Origin of the sequence: Kribbella sp. (genome assembly GCF_035655035.1) — a bacterium.
In the GTDB taxonomy this organism is placed as follows: domain Bacteria; phylum Actinomycetota; class Actinomycetes; order Propionibacteriales; family Kribbellaceae; genus Kribbella.
In genome coordinates, this window is record NZ_DASRVN010000627.1 from 13,953 (window position 1) to 31,011 (window position 17,059).

Here is a 17,059-nt window from a genome sequence, read left to right on the forward strand (position 1 = left end):
CTCAGCGGACGTCGTACGCGCGGGTGATGGTCTGGGTGACCTTCGCCCCGTGCGAGTCGGTGAGCTCGACGCGCAGGGAGACCTGCTTGCCGGTGTCACCGGAGTGGTTCACGAGCAGGTCGGCACCGGACTTGGTGAGTTCGGTGCTGCCTTCGGTCCAGGTGGTGCCGTCGTCGACGGACGTCCAGACCTTCGCCGCGGTCAGCGCGCCCGCGTCGTACCCCGGGTTGGCTTCGAAGCGCGCCGGGACTGTCACGGAGCCGGCCGCGACCGTCTTCAGCCCGTCGGCCGGCAGGTCCAGCCGGGGCATCAGCAGCGGCAGCGCGCGGCTGGAGACCGACGGCTCCTCGTGTGACCGGAACGTCCAGGTCGTCGTGGTCGACGTCGACCGGGTCCACGCCTTCGCCGGGGCTCCGATCTTGGCCGTCCGCAGCGTGAGGTCGTAGGTCGAGTCGCCGGACGGGACGTCGAACACGCCCCACGGGTCGTAGCTGTTGCCCGTCACGACCCCGTCCCGCTTCAGCTCGAGGTTGCCGAGGTCGCCGAACCCGCCCTGGTCGGCCCAGTGCCCTGCACTGTCCTCCCACATCGTCGGCGCGACTCCGATCAGGCTGCCTTGACGCTCGGCGATCAGCTGCGGCGTACCGTCGTTCGCGGCCCGGATCCCCGGCGCGAGCGCACCGCCGTACCAGCTGTCCGTGACCTGCTGGCCCGGTGCGAGGCTGCGGTAGCGGTCGCTCATCACCTCGCCCCACGGGAAGCTCGAGATGATCGACTTGAACCACGACGTGCCATCCGCGGTCACGTACTCGGTCCGGGTGCTCGGCACGGCGATCTGGTCGATGCCGCCGACCGCCCACGCGACACCGGTCGGGCGCATCGCCGACGTCAGGTCCCCGAAGTTCGTCTTCACGCCCATGCTGTTGTACGTCGCCGTGATCCGGCCGAGCGAGGCGTCCCGCACGTCGTGCCGCTGTGCCGTGGTCAGCTGCTTGTCGTTGAAGAAGCCGAGCGTGTAGCTGTACGGCGTACTCGCCGACGCCGACCAGGTCAGCGTGACGGCACCGGCCGCGAGTTTCGCCGCCAGCGCGGCGCCCTGGGTGTTCGGCAGGCTGTAGACCGGGAGAGGGTTCGGCGTGAAGCCGACCGACGGCAGCCAGCTGTAGGCGTCGTCACGGTAGAGCAGCAACGCCTTCACCCCGGCCTTGGCAGCGGTCGCCTGCACGCTGGAGTCGCTGGCACCGGCCGCGAGGTGGACCAGTGCGACCTTGCCGCCGGCGTTGGTCAGTTCGGCCGCGCTGCCTGCGCCGCCGTCGACCAGTTGCGCGCTGCCCTTGCCGTCCAGGTTGCTGACGCCGGCCTGCGGTGCAGCGGGCGTCAAGGTCAGGCCGTCGGTGGTCCGCATCGAGGAGACGATCGGGGCGATCCGGTGCGTCCAGTGGCCGAACTCGAACGATCCGTCGCCCTTGGCAACGGTCCCGGTGACGCCCGCGTAGGCCTCCTTGGTGAGCGAGCTTGTCGTCATCGAACCGCTTTGCAGCCAGGACGTCGGCCACTGCCGTTCGAAGGTCAGCGTGGTCGACTGCAACTGCGACGGCCGCTGCGTGGAGACCGTCAGCGGTTGAGCCTTGCGCGCGTCCAGCACGATCGCCGTATCGCGCGTGATCATCAGCTCCGGACGCCCCAGGTAGCTGACCGACGCGGGCGCCGCTGTGCTCGGTGCACCGGCTTGCGGCGTCAGCGCGTACGCGCCGAGGTAGTAGCGCCCCGGCCGTACCTGGAACACCTGCTCGGTCGCACCGGAGTTGAACCGCCGCTCACCGCTCGCGGTGTCGGTGTTGATCAGATCGACCGACGACGCACCCGCAGCGGGCTTCCCGGCGCGGTCCAGAACGGTGACCTTGACGGAGACCGTGGCCGGCTGCAGATACAGGTTGAATGCCGTGGACACCCGCTGGCCGTTGCTGGTGGCAACGATCCGCGCGGTCACGTCACCGAGCGCCGCCGGGGCGAGCTTCTGCCCGGGGCGGACGGTCACCGGGACGGTCGCGGTCGACTTCGCCGGTACGACGACGTGCTGCGGTACCCGGACGAGCGGGGCGTTCAGCGCGCGCCCGTCGTTGCCGGTCAGGTGTTCCACCGAGAGGCGGAGGTCGATCGGCGTCGAGCCGCTGTTCGTGTACGTGAGGCCGACGGTCTTGTCGGCGGTGCCGGTCTGCGGCCACGCGTACGTACCGCCGTACACCGATGACGGGCCGGTCACCTTGGTGGTCAGCAGCTTGGCGATGTCGAGCCGTCCGGCGCCGACCTCCTGGACGTCGCCCGGGATGTTCGGGTCGGCCGACGACACCAGCAGGTTCTTCAGTTGCGCGCCGGTCAGCGACGGGTTCGCCTGCTTGGCGATCGCGGCGGCACCGGAGACGTGCGGCGTCGCCATCGACGTACCGGACATCGTCTGGTACGCATAGACGCCACGGCCGCCGGCGTTGGCGGCCAGGATCGCGACACCGGGCGCGGCCAGCTCCGGCTTCTCGACGTGCGTACCGGCGACCGGGCCGCGGCTGGAGAAGTACGCCGTCGCGTCGTGCGAGTCGACCGCGCCGACGGTCAATGCCTCGGGGGCACAGCCCGGGCTGGAGACCGTGCCCGGTCCGGCGCCCATGTTGCCGGCGGCAATCACGAACAGGCTGCTGCTGGCGTTCGACAGCCGCGTGACGGCCTGCGCGATCGGGTCGTCGCAGGTGGTCGCCGGTACCGGCGCACCGAGGCTCATCGAGATCGCGTCGGCCTTGTTGTCGACCGCCCACTGCATGCCGGCGATGATCTGCGACTCGGACCCGGAGCCGCCGTCGCCGAGCACCTTGCCGATCAGCAGCTTGGTACCGGGCGCGACGCCGCGTTCCTTGCCGTTGCTCTCCGCGCCGCTGCCGGCGATCGTCGAGGCGACATGCGTGCCGTGACCGATCTTGTCGTCGGTGCCGTACGCCGACTCGGTGAAGTCCTTCGACTGCACGATCCGCCCGGCCAGGTCGGGGTGCCCGGCATCCACGCCGGTGTCCAGTACGGCGACCGTCGAACCGGTGCCGTCCAGCCCGGCCTTCCACGCGACGGGCGCGCCGACCTGCGCGGTCGAGTCCGCGAGCGTCGGCTTCAACGCGCGGTCCAGCCAGAGCTTCGTGATCCCGCGCCCGGACCGCGACGTGGTGTTGGTGAGCTCGGCGAACGCGGTGTGTGCCTGCTCCTTGCTGACCGGGTACGCCACCGACCTGACTGCGGGCAGTGCCTTCGCGGCCTCGGTCGCACCGGACGGAGTAGGCGTCGCGGCGAGCGCGGTCCGCGCGGTGGCGCCGTACTGCGCGATCACCGGGATGGTCTGCTGGTGCGCGTCGTCGTACCCCTGCGCGACCAGACCGGTCACGTCGAAGAACTCGCGGTCGACCAGGCCGGCCGACAGCGCCGCGGCGGCCGACGACGGGTACACGTACACCCGGTCGCCGTCGCGGGAGGTCTCGTAGTCGGGCGTGATGCCGTCGGGGCCGGCCAGCAGCTGTACGACGGGCTGCCCGTCGCTGGTCCGGGTGAGCCGCGCGCGGTCGCCGGTGATCAAGGTGACGGTCGCGGACGGGCCGGTCGCCTTGGTGGAGCCGACGATCGGGCGGACGTCGGCGCTGCTCGCCGACGCGGGTGCGGAGAGAACGGCCGCGGCGCACAGAAGTACGCCGGCCGCGGTCACCGGATGACGCCATCTCGGGCGCATGGGACCTCCAGGGTCGTCCGGGCGTGAGGCCCGGGGAAGCTTGGACGGAAGGGACTGGCACAGAGGGTGTCAGCGCGGTCACCCCTGGAGGAACGCATGACGGCGGCGGAGAATCGCCGTGACGTGTTTTCGACAAGAGGGGCCGCCCGCGGATGAACGACATCGAGCTGACCGCGCTCGGCCTGAGCCCGGCCGAGGAGAGGCAGTACCGGTCGCTGGTGGTGGACGGCGGTGCGACCGTCGACGTACTGGCGGCGCGGGCGGGGCTGCCGGTTGCCGACGTACAAGAGGTGCTGGGCGCGCTGGCGAAGCTCGGGCTGGCCGAGACCGTGCTGGCCGACGAGCCGCGGTGGTTCGCGGCACCGCCGGACGTGGCGTTGCGCGGGCTGCTCAACTCGCGGCGGCACGAGCTGTCGGTCGCGGAGACCTCGGTCGCCCGGCTGGCCGCGATCTTCCGCAGCGACCTCGGCCAGGCCGCGATCGGCGACCTCGTCGAGGTGGTGCTCGGCGCGACCGCCGTACGGTCCCGCTTCCTGCAGATCCAGCGGGCCGCGCGGCACGAGGTGTGCGCGTTCGTCGACGCGCGGCCGGTGGCGCTGTCCGGCCAGGAGAACGAGGCCGAGGGCGAGGCGCTCGGGCGTGGCGTGCGGTTCCGGGTGGTGATCGAGCGGTCCGCGTTCGAGGCGCCGGGGACGGTGAACGACGCGGTCGAGGCGATCGAGTCGCACGCCCAGGTCCGGACGGTGGACCGGGTACCGACCAAGCTGGTGGTCGCGGACGGGACCGTCGCGCTGGTGCCGCTGGCGGTCCGTGGCTACCAGACCGCCGCCCTGGTGATCCGGGCCGCCGGGCTCGTGCAGTCGCTGATCGCGCTGTTCGAGTCGATCTGGTCGTCCGCCGTACCCATCGGCCTCGGTGCCGGCGGTCCGATCGAGGAGGCGGCGGCAGGCCCGGACGACGCGGACCTCGCCGTACTCGCCCTGATGCTCACCGGCCTCACCGACGACGCGGTCGGCAAACAACTCGGGATGAGCGGCCGCACCGTCCAGCGCCGTCTCCGCGCCCTGATGGACCTGACCGGTTCCACCTCCCGCATGCAACTCGGCTGGGAAGCCTCCGAACGCGGCTGGGTCACGCGGCGCTTCACAGGAGATGTGACTCGTGAGTAACATGTGCGGATGAGCCAGGTGCTGCGGTTGTGGGAGCGGTTGCGTGCGGTGCCGGGTGGGGAGCGGGTGTTCTCCTGGGGGTTCACGTGGAAGGCGCCGTACTTCCGGTCGGTGCGGCCGCGGTTCGTGCAGGTGAGTCCCAACTACGCGGCCCTGACGCTGCCGAAGCGGCGGGCGGTGCTGAACCACATCGGTACCGTGCATGCGATTGCCGTGTGCAACGGTCTCGAGGCGGCGATGGGCGCGCTGGCCGAGGCGACCGTGCCGGCCGGGAAGCGCTGGCTGCCGAAGGGCATGGAGGTCGCGTACCTCGCGAAGTCGACGTCGGACCTGACCTGTTCGGCGGAGACCGATCCCGGGACCTGGACCGCGGGGCCGGACGTACCGGTGACGGTGAAGGCGACGCGGGACGACGGCACGGTGGTCGTCGAGGGCACAATTCACCTGTGGGTGACGGACAAGAAGACGTAGGGTCTCCCGCGTGACTGAGCTGCGGGTGGTGGACGTCGCCGAGGAACATCTCGACTCGGTGTGGCAGGTGCGGATCCGGTCGTTCGGGCCGGGCGGCGACCGGGAGAAGTGGAAGCAGACCGCGCGGACCTTCATCGAGGACCGGCGGATCCTCGGCGTCGTGGACGGGGAGGAACTGGTCGCGGCCGCGCGGATCTGGCCGTTCGAGCAGTGGTGGGGCGGGCGCCGGGTGCCGATGGGCGGCGTGGCGGGTGTGGTCGTCGCGCCGGAGTACCGCGGTCGCGGGGTCGGCAGCCTGCTGATGCGCGGAGTGCTGCAGCGGTGCGTCGACAAGGGCTACCCGCTGACCGGGCTGTATCCGGCGACGACCGTTCTGTACCGGCACCTCGGCTACGAGTTCGCGGGCAGCCGGTACAAGTTCTCCTTCCAGGCCGCCGATCTGCGGACGCTCGGGGGCCGCCGTACGGCGGTGCGCCGGGCCGGGGTCGCCGACGCGGACCGCTTCCTGGAGCTGGCGTCGAAGGCTCACGAGGACCGGCGGTCGAGTGGTCCGCTGATCTGGCCGCGGTCCGAGATCGTGTCCTGGCTCGAGGACGAGGACACGTTCGCGTACGTCGCCGAGGACGGTTTCGTCGTCTACAACTGGTCCGACGGCGCGCTGTCCGTCGACGAGCTGATCGCCGGCTCGGAAGAGACCGCACGGGCGCTGTGGGCCACGGTCGGTTCGGGATCGTCGATCGCGAAGACCGTGCACGCGTACTGCCCGCCGTACGACCCGATCCACCTGCTGGCCGAGCACGAGGCCGCGGGTGACACCAAGATCAACCGCTGGATGCTCCGGCTCGTCGACGCCCCGGCGGCGCTCGCGGCGCGCGGCTACCCGGCAGGCGCCGTACTCGAGGCCGATCTGCGGATCGAGGACCCGGAGCTGCCGGCGAACACCGGCGACTGGCACCTGTCGATCGCCGGCGGCGGCGCCGAACTGAAGCCGGCCGAGCCGTCGGCGGACGCGCTCCGCGTCGGCGCACGGGGACTGGCCGCGCTGTACGCCGGTACGCCGCTCGCGACCCTGCGCGGTGCCGGTCTGGCCACCGGGGGAGCAGACCTCGACCCGGCACTCGACGCGGTGTTCGGCGGCCTCGCGCCCTACATGCTCGACTACTTCTAAGTGGTCCGGAGGTGCTGCAGCTCGGGACCACTACCGGCGCGTCGATTTCGGGACTTCCGGCGCCTCCGACTAGGGTTGTCGAACAAACGTTCGGAGGTGGTCCATGCGGGTGCTCGGCGTCGACCCGGGACTGACCCGGTGCGGCCTCGGCGTCGTCGAGGGTACGCCGGGGAAGCCGCCGGCCATGGTCGCCGTCGGGGTGATCCGGACGCCGGCCGAGCTGGACGTGGCCAAGCGGCTGGTCCGGATCGAGGCCGAGCTGGACGAGTGGATCGCGAAGTACCAGCCGGACGCGGTCGCGGTGGAGCGGGTGTTCGCGCAGCACAACGTGCGGACCGTGATGGGCACCGCGCAGGCCTCCGGGGTGGCGATGGTGGTGGCCGCCCGGCGCGGGCTGCCGGTCGCGCTGCACACGCCCAGCGAGGTGAAGGCCGCGGTGACCGGTTCCGGGCGCGCGGACAAGGAGCAGGTGACCACGATGGTGACCCGGATCCTCAAGCTCAGCGAGCGTCCGACGCCGGCCGATGCGGCCGACGCGCTGGCGCTGGCGATCTGTCAGGTCTGGCGCGGCGGCGTGGCGAGCAAGCTGCAGCAGGCGGCGACCGGCCGGGCCCACCTGGAGGCTCAGGCGCAGGCCCAGTCGCGGCTGCAGTTGGCGAGGTTACAGGCGGCGGTGGCCGCCCAGCAGGGCAAGCGGTGAGCATGGGAAGGGGAGGCTGGCGATGATCGCCTTTGTACGTGGACCGGTGGCGGCTGTCGGGATCGACTGCGCCGTGGTCGAGGTCGGCGGCGTGGGCCTGCAGGTGTACTGCGACCCCGGCACGCTGGCGGGTCTGCGCCCGGGGCAGGAAGCCCGGATCTCCACCTCGATGGTGGTCCGTGAGGATTCGCTGACGTTGTACGGGTTCGCGGACGACGACGCGAAGAACCTGTTCGAGCTGCTGCAGACCGCCTCCGGTGTCGGCCCGAAGCTGGCCCAGGCCGCGCTCGCGGTGCTCAGCCCGGACCAGTTGCGGCAGGCGGTCGCGACCGAGGACCTCGCCGTACTGGTGAAGGTTCCCGGGATCGGCAAGAAAGGCGCGCAGCGGATCGTGCTGGAGCTGAAGGACAAGATCGGTGCGCCGTCCAAGACCGTGACGGGCCGGCCGCTGCAGGCGCAGGAGGCCTGGCGCGAGCAGGTGCAGGCCGGTCTGGTCGGCCTCGGCTGGTCCGCCCGCGACGCCGAGGACGCCGTCACCGCGGTCTCACCGCTCGCCGCCGACAACCCGAACCCGTCGGTTCCCGACCTGCTGCGTGCCGCGCTGCGCGTGCTGTCGAAGGCGTAGCGGATGGAAGACAACGTGCGCCCGCTGGTCTCCGCGGATGCGGTGGACCTCGAGGAACGCAAGATCGAGTCCGCGCTCCGGCCGCGTTCGCTGGCCGAGTTCGGCGGTCAGCGAAGGGTCAGTGAGCAGCTCGAGCTGGTGCTGCACGCGGCCCGCGGCCGCAACCGCGCGCCGGACCACGTGCTGCTCTCCGGCCCGCCCGGGCTGGGAAAGACCACGCTGGCGATGATCATCGCCAGCGAGATGTCCGCGCCGCTGCGCGTGACCAGCGGGCCGGCGATCCAGCACGCCGGCGACCTGGCCGCGATCCTGTCCGGGCTGAGCGAGGGCGAAGTCCTGTTCCTGGACGAGATCCACCGGATGTCGCGGCCCGCGGAAGAGCTGCTGTACATGGCGATGGAGGACTTCCGGGTCGACGTGATCGTCGGCAAGGGCCCGGGTGCCACCGCGATCCCGCTGGAGATCCCGCCGTTCACGCTGGTCGGCGCCACCACGCGGGCCGGCCTGCTGCCGGGACCGCTGCGGGACCGGTTCGGTTTCACCGGGCACCTGGAGTTCTACGAGGCCGCCGAGCTGGAGAAGATCGTGAACCGCTCGGCCGCGCTGCTCGAGGTCGACATCACCCCGGAGGGCGCGACCGAGATCGCGTCCCGGTCTCGCGGTACGCCGCGCATCGCGAACCGGCTGCTCCGCCGCGTTCGCGACTACGCCGAGGTCCGCGCGGACGGGATCGTCACGCTCGCGCTGTCGAAGGCGGCCCTCGATCTGTACGAGGTCGACAAGATGGGCCTGGACCGGCTGGACCGGTCGGTGCTGGACGCCCTCTGCCGCCGGTTCGGAGGCGGACCGGTCGGTCTTTCCACGCTCGCGGTTGCGGTCGGCGAAGAACGTGAGACCGTGGAGGAAGTAGCGGAACCTTTCCTGGTCCGATCGGGCTACCTGGCCCGGACGCCGCGCGGACGCGTCGCGACGCCCGCCGCCTGGCGGCACATCGGCCTGAAGGTGCCGAAGGGCGCGACCTTCGCGGACACGCTCTTCGACGCCGACGACGACTGAGGAGTCCAGTACCGAACTGAACAGCCGGGAACCACCGACGGCGCCGGAACGTAGACACTCCGTAGTGAGTAACTCAAACGTGACCCGGCGTCATGCGGCAGTTGTTGACGCTCAGGGTTAGACTCCCCGGTGGCCTGACCTCCAGGTTGTTCCGCTGCGGCCGGCGCGCTCACGCAGAGTGTTCCGGACGCCCGTACACCCGACCCGACGAAGGATTCTGAGACCCGATGCAACTCCTCGCCGTACCGATGGCCTCCTCCGGGAGTGGCGGCATCACGCTGCTGCTGCCGCTGATCCTGATCGTCGGAATGATCTGGTTCATGAGCCGCACGCAGAAGAAGCAGCGCCAGCGCCAGGCGGACACCGTCGCCAAGCTGTCGCCCGGCACCAAGGTGATCACCACCAGCGGCCTGGTCGGGATCGTCGAGGAGACCGACGACGACTACGTCACGCTGGAGATCTCCGAGGGCGTGCTGGTGCAGGTCGTGAAGGCCGCGGTCGGCCGGGTGATCCCGGAGGAGGACGGCGTCGACGACGAGCCGGCCGCCGCCGCGGACGACCACGCCGACGCCACGAGCCAGGTGCCCACGCCCGAGAAGGTCGACGTACCGGACGCCGGCGGTGAGAAGGCCGACGGCAAGGTGCAGGACGCCCCGAAGCTGCCGCCGACGCACACCGAGAACTGATTTCCGTCCCAACGGCCTGCGGCGCGTCGTGCGGCGTCCTGTGATGATCCAGTGACGGTACGGCGCGCCCGGAAGCACAAAGGTTTGAATCTGACGTGGCAACTTCGACTTCCCGCCCCGGGCGGAGCCTGATCACCTTGCTGGTGGTCGTGGTTCTGCTGTTCGGGATCATGGCGCTGACCAGGACCTGGAAGCCCAAACTCGGTCTGGACCTGCGCGGTGGCACCACGATCACGCTGACTGCCAGCACCCTCGACGGCACCGGCAAGGTCGCCGCCGACCAGCTGAACGAGGCGAAGAACATCATCAGCCAGCGGGTCAACGGGGCTGGTGTCGCCGAGGCCGACATCACCACCTCGGGCGCGAACCACATCAACGTCGCCGTCCCGGGTGCCACGAAGGAATCGCTGGTTTCGCAGGTCGGCCAGACCGCCTTGCTGTACTTCCGGATCGTGTACAGCGCACAGTCGCTGGCGCCGACGCCGACGCCGACGGCCACTCCGAAGCCGGGCACCACGCCGACGCCGAGTGCGACGCCGAAGCCGAGCACCAAGGTGACGCCGAGCGCCACGGTCAAGCCGCCGACCAGTACGCCGAAGGGCCGCGCCTGGACGAGCGCGCTGGGTCAGGCCACGCCGACCCCGACGCCCAAGGCCGGCACCACCCCGAAGGCCAGTACGACGCCGAAGGCCGGCGCGACTCCGGCGCCGTCCGCGACGCCGTCGACCCCGGCCGTCGGCGGCGACCCGCTGAAGTACCAGCCGGACGCCGCCACGCAGGCGAAATTCGCGACGTTCAAGTGCGGCGACAAGCAGCCCGACAGCCCGAACGCGCCGCTGTTCTCCTGCGACAAGACCAACCAGAACAAGTACCTTCTCGGCCCGGCGATCATGGCGGGTACCGACCTGTCCGACGCCACTGCCGGCATCCCGCAGAACGGCCTGCAGTGGCAGGTCAACCTGAAGTTCACCGGGCAGGGCGGCGACAAGTTCCTCAAGGCCACCACGGCGATCTCGCAGCGCGGCCAGGGCAACAACCTGTTCGCGATCGTGCTGGACGGCGTGACGATCTCGACCCCGAGCGTGGACAACCCGATCCCCGGCGGTCAGGCGCAGATCACCGGTACCTTCACCGAGGCCGAGGCGCAGGACCTGGCGAACGTGCTGAAGTACGGCTCGCTGCCGGTCAAGTTCGACATCTCCTCGGTGGAGACGGTGTCGCCGCAGCTCGGTGGTGACCAGCTGTCGGCCGGTATCTGGGCCGGCATCATCGGCCTGGCGCTGGTGGTCTTGTTCTGCTTCCTGTACTACCGCGGCCTCGGTCTGGTCGTGGTGATGTCGCTGGTCGCGGCCGGCGTACTCACCGGAACACTGGTGATCCTGCTCGGCAAGGGGATCGGGTTCACCCTGAGCCTGGCCGGCATCGCGGGTCTGATCGTCGCGGTCGGTATCACCGCGGACTCGTTCATCATCTACTTCGAACGACTACGCGACGAGGTCCGCGAAGGCCGGAGTCTGCGGTCCTCGGTGGAGACCGGCTGGGCGCGTGCCAAGCACACGATCATCGCCGCGGACTCGATCTCGCTGCTGGCGGCGATCGTCCTGTACGTGCTGGCGATCGGCAGCGTCCGGGGCTTCGCGTTCACGCTCGGGCTGACCACGCTGATCGACCTGGTGGTGGTCTTCCTGTTCACCAAGCCGGTCGTCACGCTGCTGGCCCGGACGGACTTCTTCGGGCACGGCCACAAGCTGTCCGGCCTGGACCCGGAGCATCTCGGCGTCGAACGCCTGCCCGGACAGACGAGACCGTCGGCCCGGCCGCGCCGGACGCCGTCGACGCGCAAGCCGGTCGGAGGGGAGGTCTGATGTCGAAGCTCGGGCAGATCGGTGCCAAGCTGCACCGCGGTGAGGTTTCGTACGACTTCATCGGGCACCGCAAGTTCTGGTTCAGCCTCTCGGCGGCGCTGGTCATCATCTCGCTGGCAGGCCTGTTCGCCCGCGGCCTGGCGCTCGGTATCGAGTTCCGCGGCGGCGTCGAGTACGAGGCCAAGGTCCAGGTCACCAACACCACCGTGCAGGACTTCGGCGACGTCGTGAAGGCGACCAACGCCAAGGGCCTCGGTGACCCGGTGGTCACCACGATCAACAACGACAAGGTCCGGGTCCAGACCAAGCCGCTGCAGCAGGCCGACATCGGCACGGTCCGGCAGGCGATCGCCAAGCAGGCGGGCGTTCCGGCCGACCAGGTGACGTCGCAGCAGATCGGTGCGTCCTGGGGGCAGCAGATCGCCAACAAGGCGATCATGGCGCTGATCGTGTTCCTGGTCCTGGTGTTCGCGGTGATCTGGCTGTACTTCCGTGAGGCGAAGGCGTCGATGGCGGCGATCATCGCGCTGGTCCACGACGTCACGATCACGGTCGGGGTGTACGCACTGATCGGCTTCGACGTCACGCCGGCCACGGTGATCGGCGTACTGACGATCCTCGGCTACTCGCTGTACGACACGGTCGTGGTGTTCGACAAGGTCCGGGAGAACACCCGGGGGATCACCGGGTCGAACCGGTTCACGTACTCCGACGCCACCAACCTGGCCGTCAACCAGACCGTGGTGCGGTCGATCAACACCACGGTCACCGCCCTGCTGCCGGTCGGCGCGATCCTGGTCGTCGGCACCGTCGTGCTCGGCACCGGCCCGTTGAAGGACCTGTCGCTGGCGCTGTTCGTCGGTATCGCGGTCGGTGCGTACTCGTCGATCTTCATCGCCCCGTCGTTGCTCGCGGTCTTCAAGGAGCGCGAGCCCGCGATGCAGGCGCTGAGCAAGCGGGTCGCGGCGAAGAAGGCCCAGGCCGCGAAGGCGGCGGCTCCGGCCGAGCCGGCCACCGCCGGTGCGCCGGCGGACGCGGCGGCGCGTTCGGTCGTCCAGGACACGCCGCGGAAGGCGGACCGGGCCACCGGTTCGGTGCCGACCGCGTCGACCCGGCCGATGAAGGCGGCGGCCGCCGGACGGCCGCAGCCGACCCGTAAGCCGCGCTCGAAGCGCGGCAAGTGATGCGCACGCTGGAGCAGGTGCTCGCGGACGGTATCCGCGACATCCCGGACTACCCGCAGCCGGGGGTGGTGTTCAAGGACATCACCCCGCTGCTGGCCGATCACACCGGTTTCGGCCAGGTGGTGGAGGCGCTGGCCGCGGCCGGTACCGACGACGACGGCAGGCCGGTGGTCGACAAGGTGGTCGGGATCGAGGCGCGCGGGTTCATCCTCGCCGCCCCGGTCGCGCTCGCCCTCGGCGCCGGGTTCGTCCCGGTCCGGAAGAAGGGCAAGCTGCCGGCCGCGACGTACGAGGAGTCCTACGCGCTGGAGTACGGCGAGGCGACCATCGAGGTGCACCAGGACGCGTTCGCGCCGGGGGACCGGGTGCTGGTCATCGACGACGTGCTGGCGACCGGTGGCACGGTCGAGGCCTGTCTGCGGCTGATCCGCCGGTGCGGCGCGGAGGTCGTCGGTACGGCGGTGCTGCTGGAGCTGTCGTTCCTGCCGGGCCGCAAGCGCCTCGACGGCGAGCAGGTCAGCGCACTGCTGACGGTGTAATAACGGCTACACTCTCCGCAGCCGCCGGGTGACCCGGCGTGTTGTCCACAGGCGGGTCTGCCTGGTTGGGCGAAGGCCTCTAGACTGGTGGCCTGTCGGCGGAGGGACACAAACGTGGGCGAAGACCCGGCGATGACATCCGCGGTACCGAACGCCGTACCGCAGGAGCCTCCGCGCGCGCCGTCACCGGTGCGGCCGGCTCCGGCCTCGCCGCCGCCTGCCACCCAGCCGCCGCGGATCGCGCCGGCCCGGGTCCGTGCCCGGCTCGCCCGCCTCGGCGGCACCCGGCATCCGAACCGGGCACCGATGCTCGAGCCGCTGTTCCGGGTGGTCCGGGCCACCCACCCGAAGGCCGACCTCGGGATGATCGAGCGCGCCTACCGGACCGCGGAGAGGTACCACACCGGCCAGATGCGCAAGTCCGGCGACGCGTACATCACGCATCCGCTCGCGGTCGCCACCATCCTCGCCGAGCTCGGTATGACCGCGACCACGCTGTGCGCCGCGCTGCTGCACGACACCGTCGAGGACACGCCGTACACGGTGGAGGACCTGACCCGCGACTTCGGCGAAGAGATCGCCATGCTGGTCGACGGCGTCACCAAGCTCGACAAGGTGCGGTACGGCGAGTCCGCGCAGGCCGAGACGATCCGCAAGATGGTCGTCGCGATGTCCAAGGACATCCGGGTGCTGGTGATCAAGCTGTCGGACCGGCTGCACAACATGCGCACGCTCGGCTCGCTGCGGCAGGAGAAGCAGGAGCGGATCGCCCGCGAGACGCTGGAGATCTACGCCCCGCTGGCGCACCGGCTCGGTATGAACACGATCAAGTGGGAGCTCGAGGACCTGGCGTTCTCGACCCTGCACCCGAAGGTGTACGACGAGATCGTCCGGCTGGTCGCCGAGCGCGCCCCGTCCCGCGACGAGTACCTGGCGACCGTGATCGACCAGGTGCACGAGGACCTGCGCTCGGCCAAGGTGAAGGCCACCGTCACCGGCCGGCCGAAGCACTACTACTCGATCTACCAGAAGATGATCGTCCGCGGCCGCGAGTTCGGCGACATCTACGACCTGGTCGGGATCCGGGTGCTGGTCGACTCGGTCCGGGACTGCTACGCCGCCCTCGGCATCATGCACGCGCGCTGGAACCCGGTCCCCGGCCGGTTCAAGGACTACATCGCGATGCCGAAGTTCAACATGTACCAGTCGCTGCACACCACGGTGATCGGCCCGCAGGGCAAGCCGGTGGAGCTGCAGATCCGGTCGTTCTCGATGCACCGGCGCGCGGAGTACGGCATCGCCGCGCACTGGAAGTACAAGGAGGACCCGACGTCGGCGGTGCCGGCCACGCCGAGCACCGACATCGGCGGGCCGAACGACATGCCCTGGGTGCGGCAGCTCGTCGACTGGCAGCGCGAGACGTCGGACCCGTCGGAGTTCCTGGACTCGCTGCGCTTCGAGATCAACAACACCGAGGTGTACGTGTTCACCCCGCGCGGCGACGTGATGTCGCTGCCGACCGGGTCCTCGCCGGTCGACTTCGCGTATGCGGTGCACACCGAGGTCGGGCACCGCTGTATCGGCGCCCGGGTCAACGGCCGGCTGGTGCCGCTGGAGAGCACGCTGGAGAACGGCGACGTCGTCGAGGTCTTCACCTCGAAGGCGCAGGGCGCCGGGCCGTCCCGCGACTGGCTGACGTTCGTCAAGAGCCCCCGCGCGCGGAACAAGATCAAGCACTGGTTCTCCAAGGAGCGCCGCGACGAGGCGATCGAGCAGGGCAAGGACGCGATCGCGAAGCAGCTCCGCAAGGAGGGCCTGCCGCTGCAGCGGCTGCTGTCCCACGAGACCCTGACCGCGGTCGCCAACTCCCTGCGGTATCCGGACGTCACCGGGCTGTACGCCGCCGTCGGCGAGCAGCACGTCAGCGCACAGGCCGTCGTACGGCGCCTGATCGAGACGTACGGCGGCGAGGAGGGCGCGGCCGAGGACCTGTCCGAGGGCGTCCGGCTGCCGGCCAGTCGCGAGCGGCGCAAGCGCACCGCCCGTGGCGACGCGGGTGTCATCGTCAAGGGCGCGACCGACGTGCTGTCGAAGCTGGCGCGGTGCTGTACGCCGGTGCCCGGGGACGAGATCATCGGCTGGATCACGCGGGGTGCGGGCGTTTCGGTGCACCGTTCCGACTGTGCGAACGTGGAGAACCTGAAGACCCAGCCGGAGCGGATCGTTGAGGTCGAGTGGGCGCCGACGGCTCAGTCCGTGTTCCTGGTGGCGATCCAGGTCGAGGCGCTCGATCGTGCGCGGTTGCTGTCGGACATCACGCGGGTGCTGTCCGACTACCACGTGAACATCCTGTCGGCGGCGCTGACCACCACGCGTGACCGGATCGCGAAGTCGCGGTTCACGTTCGAGATGGGCGATCCGACCCACCTCGGGCATGTGCTGAAGGCCGTGCGGTCGGTGGAGGGCGTGTTCGACGTCTATCGCGTGACGCAGTAGCTGGGTTTGGTGGTGGCGAGGACACTGCGAATATGAAGCGTCGGGTGTTTCTGGTCGCAGGGGCTGGGTTGCTGGCCGGGTGCAGTAGTTCCACGGCCACCAACCAACCGAGCCCTTCCGGGACGTCCGGCCCGCCCTCCACAACGCCGCCATCCACCACGCCGCCCAGCACGCCTTCGTCCGGCACGCCCTCGTCCAGCAAGCCGCCCACTTCGGCAGCGTCCCCCACGCCTACGGTTTCGTTGCCGGCGGTGAAGTCGTGGGTCCCGGGGCCGGGAGAGATCCAGCCGGAGGCGAAGGCGGTGGCTGTTGCGGCCGTCGTGAAGATGCTGCAGCCGACCGAGACGCGGGCCGTGGTGGACGTGATCGACGCGCAGTACGGCGGGATCCTGAGCGACTCGGCCAGCGTGCTCGTGCCGTGCCGGGTGTATTCGATCCGGGCGAACCGGCTGATCAGCGGCGGTACGACGGTCGACGTACGGCTGAGCAAGTCGAACGGGAGTTGGCGGGTGACCGCGACCCATCCGGCGCAGCCCGGGGCGCCGGCCGCGAGCCTGTCGGCGGCCGCGCGCCAGGTGCTGGCCAGCGAGCAGATCACGTTGCCGCCGGCATCCGCCGCGGACATCCGGTCCGGGCAGGTGCACGACAGTGTGCTGACCACGATGCTCGAGCTCGCGAAGACGTACCGGATCGGGATCAGCGTGATCCGCTCCGGGCACCCGATCGACGTCTTCGGCACCACCCGGCCGAGCGATCACCCGAAAGGCCGCGCGTTCGACACCTGGCAGATCAACGGCCACGCGGTGGTCTCGCCGTCGACGCCGCGTTCACTGGTCACGTCGTACATGCAGGCTGCCGAATCGATTGGCTCGTACAACGTTGGCGGCCCCTACCAACTCTCCGGCGCGGCGTACTTCTCCGACAACACCCACCACGACCACGTCCACGCCGGGTTCAGGACCTAGTCCCACTCCCAGGCGATGCCGACCGTGCCAGGGGCCGCGGACGGCTCGAGCGTGTGGACGCGGCCGTCGGGGGTGAGCATCAATTCGCGGTGCACCAGGTTCGGTCCGAGGGTGTGCCGTCGGCGGAGCTCGTACACGCGGACAGGCAGCGCGGCCCGATCGAACTGCACCTCCAGCACGTAGTGCATCCCGCCCCACTCGCTGAACCGCTGGTAGTCCGCGGCCGGCAGCCCGTTCCGGTCCTCGACCTCGTACCGGACGACGGCGGTCTCGCCGACCGCGAGCACCCGGTCGAGCAGCAGTTCGCCGAGCAACGCGCCGGCGTCGGGGGAGCGGGCGATCCGGCCGGTCCGGCAGCCGCTCAGCGCACGCAGCGCG

General features: G+C 70.3%; 13 protein-coding genes and 1 pseudogene. 12 read left to right on the forward strand and 2 right to left on the reverse strand.

Going from position 1 to position 17,059, the window contains the following annotated elements; all coding sequences use genetic code 11:
- Position 1: 1 nt before the first annotated feature.
- Positions 2-3,757 carry a S8 family peptidase gene (locus VFF46_RS32795; protein WP_325041121.1) on the reverse strand — a complete coding sequence of 1,252 codons (3,756 nt, stop codon included), beginning with the start codon at positions 3,755-3,757 and terminating at the stop codon, positions 2-4.
- A 152-nt stretch (positions 3,758-3,909) separates the two neighbouring features.
- Between VFF46_RS32795 and VFF46_RS32800 the strand changes: the two genes are divergently transcribed.
- The 12 genes from VFF46_RS32800 (at position 3,910) to VFF46_RS32855 (ending at position 16,681) form a co-directional block, all read left to right on the forward strand.
- A complete protein-coding gene (locus VFF46_RS32800) occupies positions 3,910-4,926 on the forward strand; it encodes a helix-turn-helix domain-containing protein (RefSeq protein WP_325041122.1) in 1,017 nt (338 codons plus the stop codon).
- Between the two features lie 9 nt (positions 4,927-4,935).
- Positions 4,936-5,397, forward strand: a complete 462-nt coding sequence (locus VFF46_RS32805) for a hotdog fold domain-containing protein (RefSeq protein WP_325041123.1) — start codon at positions 4,936-4,938, stop codon at positions 5,395-5,397.
- Between the two features lie 10 nt (positions 5,398-5,407).
- Positions 5,408-6,565 (forward strand): GNAT family N-acetyltransferase, encoded by a 1,158-nt coding sequence (locus tag VFF46_RS32810; RefSeq protein WP_325041124.1) that lies wholly within the window; start codon positions 5,408-5,410, stop codon positions 6,563-6,565.
- Positions 6,566-6,668: 103 nt separating this feature from the next.
- Entirely contained in the window at positions 6,669-7,265 is a 597-nt protein-coding gene (gene ruvC / locus VFF46_RS32815) for a crossover junction endodeoxyribonuclease RuvC (protein ID WP_325041125.1), read from the forward strand.
- 22 nt (positions 7,266-7,287) lie between these two features.
- Positions 7,288-7,890 carry a Holliday junction branch migration protein RuvA gene (gene ruvA, locus VFF46_RS32820; protein WP_325041126.1) on the forward strand — a complete coding sequence of 201 codons (603 nt, stop codon included), beginning with the start codon at positions 7,288-7,290 and terminating at the stop codon, positions 7,888-7,890.
- A 3-nt stretch (positions 7,891-7,893) separates the two neighbouring features.
- Positions 7,894-8,946, forward strand: coding sequence for a Holliday junction branch migration DNA helicase RuvB (ruvB, locus tag VFF46_RS32825; protein ID WP_325041127.1), 1,053 nt, complete (start codon positions 7,894-7,896; stop codon positions 8,944-8,946).
- A 227-nt stretch (positions 8,947-9,173) separates the two neighbouring features.
- The gene (gene yajC, locus VFF46_RS32830; protein WP_325041128.1) at positions 9,174-9,632 is read left to right on the forward strand and encodes a preprotein translocase subunit YajC; all 459 of its coding nucleotides are present in this window, start codon (positions 9,174-9,176) and stop codon (positions 9,630-9,632) included.
- A 95-nt stretch (positions 9,633-9,727) separates the two neighbouring features.
- Positions 9,728-11,497: a protein translocase subunit SecD gene (gene secD / locus VFF46_RS32835; protein WP_414673115.1), complete on the forward strand. Its 1,770-nt coding sequence runs from the start codon at positions 9,728-9,730 to the stop codon at positions 11,495-11,497.
- A complete protein-coding gene (secF, locus tag VFF46_RS32840) occupies positions 11,497-12,681 on the forward strand; it encodes a protein translocase subunit SecF (protein WP_325041129.1) in 1,185 nt (394 codons plus the stop codon). The genes secD and secF overlap by 1 nt, the downstream gene beginning before the upstream one ends.
- Positions 12,681-13,220 carry an adenine phosphoribosyltransferase gene (locus VFF46_RS32845; protein WP_325041132.1) on the forward strand — a complete coding sequence of 180 codons (540 nt, stop codon included), beginning with the start codon at positions 12,681-12,683 and terminating at the stop codon, positions 13,218-13,220. The genes secF and VFF46_RS32845 overlap by 1 nt, the downstream gene beginning before the upstream one ends.
- A gap of 132 nt (positions 13,221-13,352) precedes the next feature.
- Positions 13,353-15,716, forward strand: a complete 2,364-nt coding sequence (locus VFF46_RS32850) for a RelA/SpoT family protein (protein WP_414673116.1) — start codon at positions 13,353-13,355, stop codon at positions 15,714-15,716.
- A gap of 251 nt (positions 15,717-15,967) precedes the next feature.
- Positions 15,968-16,681 carry a hypothetical protein gene (locus VFF46_RS32855; RefSeq protein WP_325041130.1) on the forward strand — a complete coding sequence of 238 codons (714 nt, stop codon included), beginning with the start codon at positions 15,968-15,970 and terminating at the stop codon, positions 16,679-16,681.
- Here VFF46_RS32855 and VFF46_RS32860 read toward each other — a convergent pair.
- Positions 16,678-17,059 (reverse strand): annotated as a pseudogene (locus tag VFF46_RS32860) (hypothetical protein); the annotation flags it as partial. The gene VFF46_RS32855 and the pseudogene VFF46_RS32860 overlap by 4 nt on opposite strands.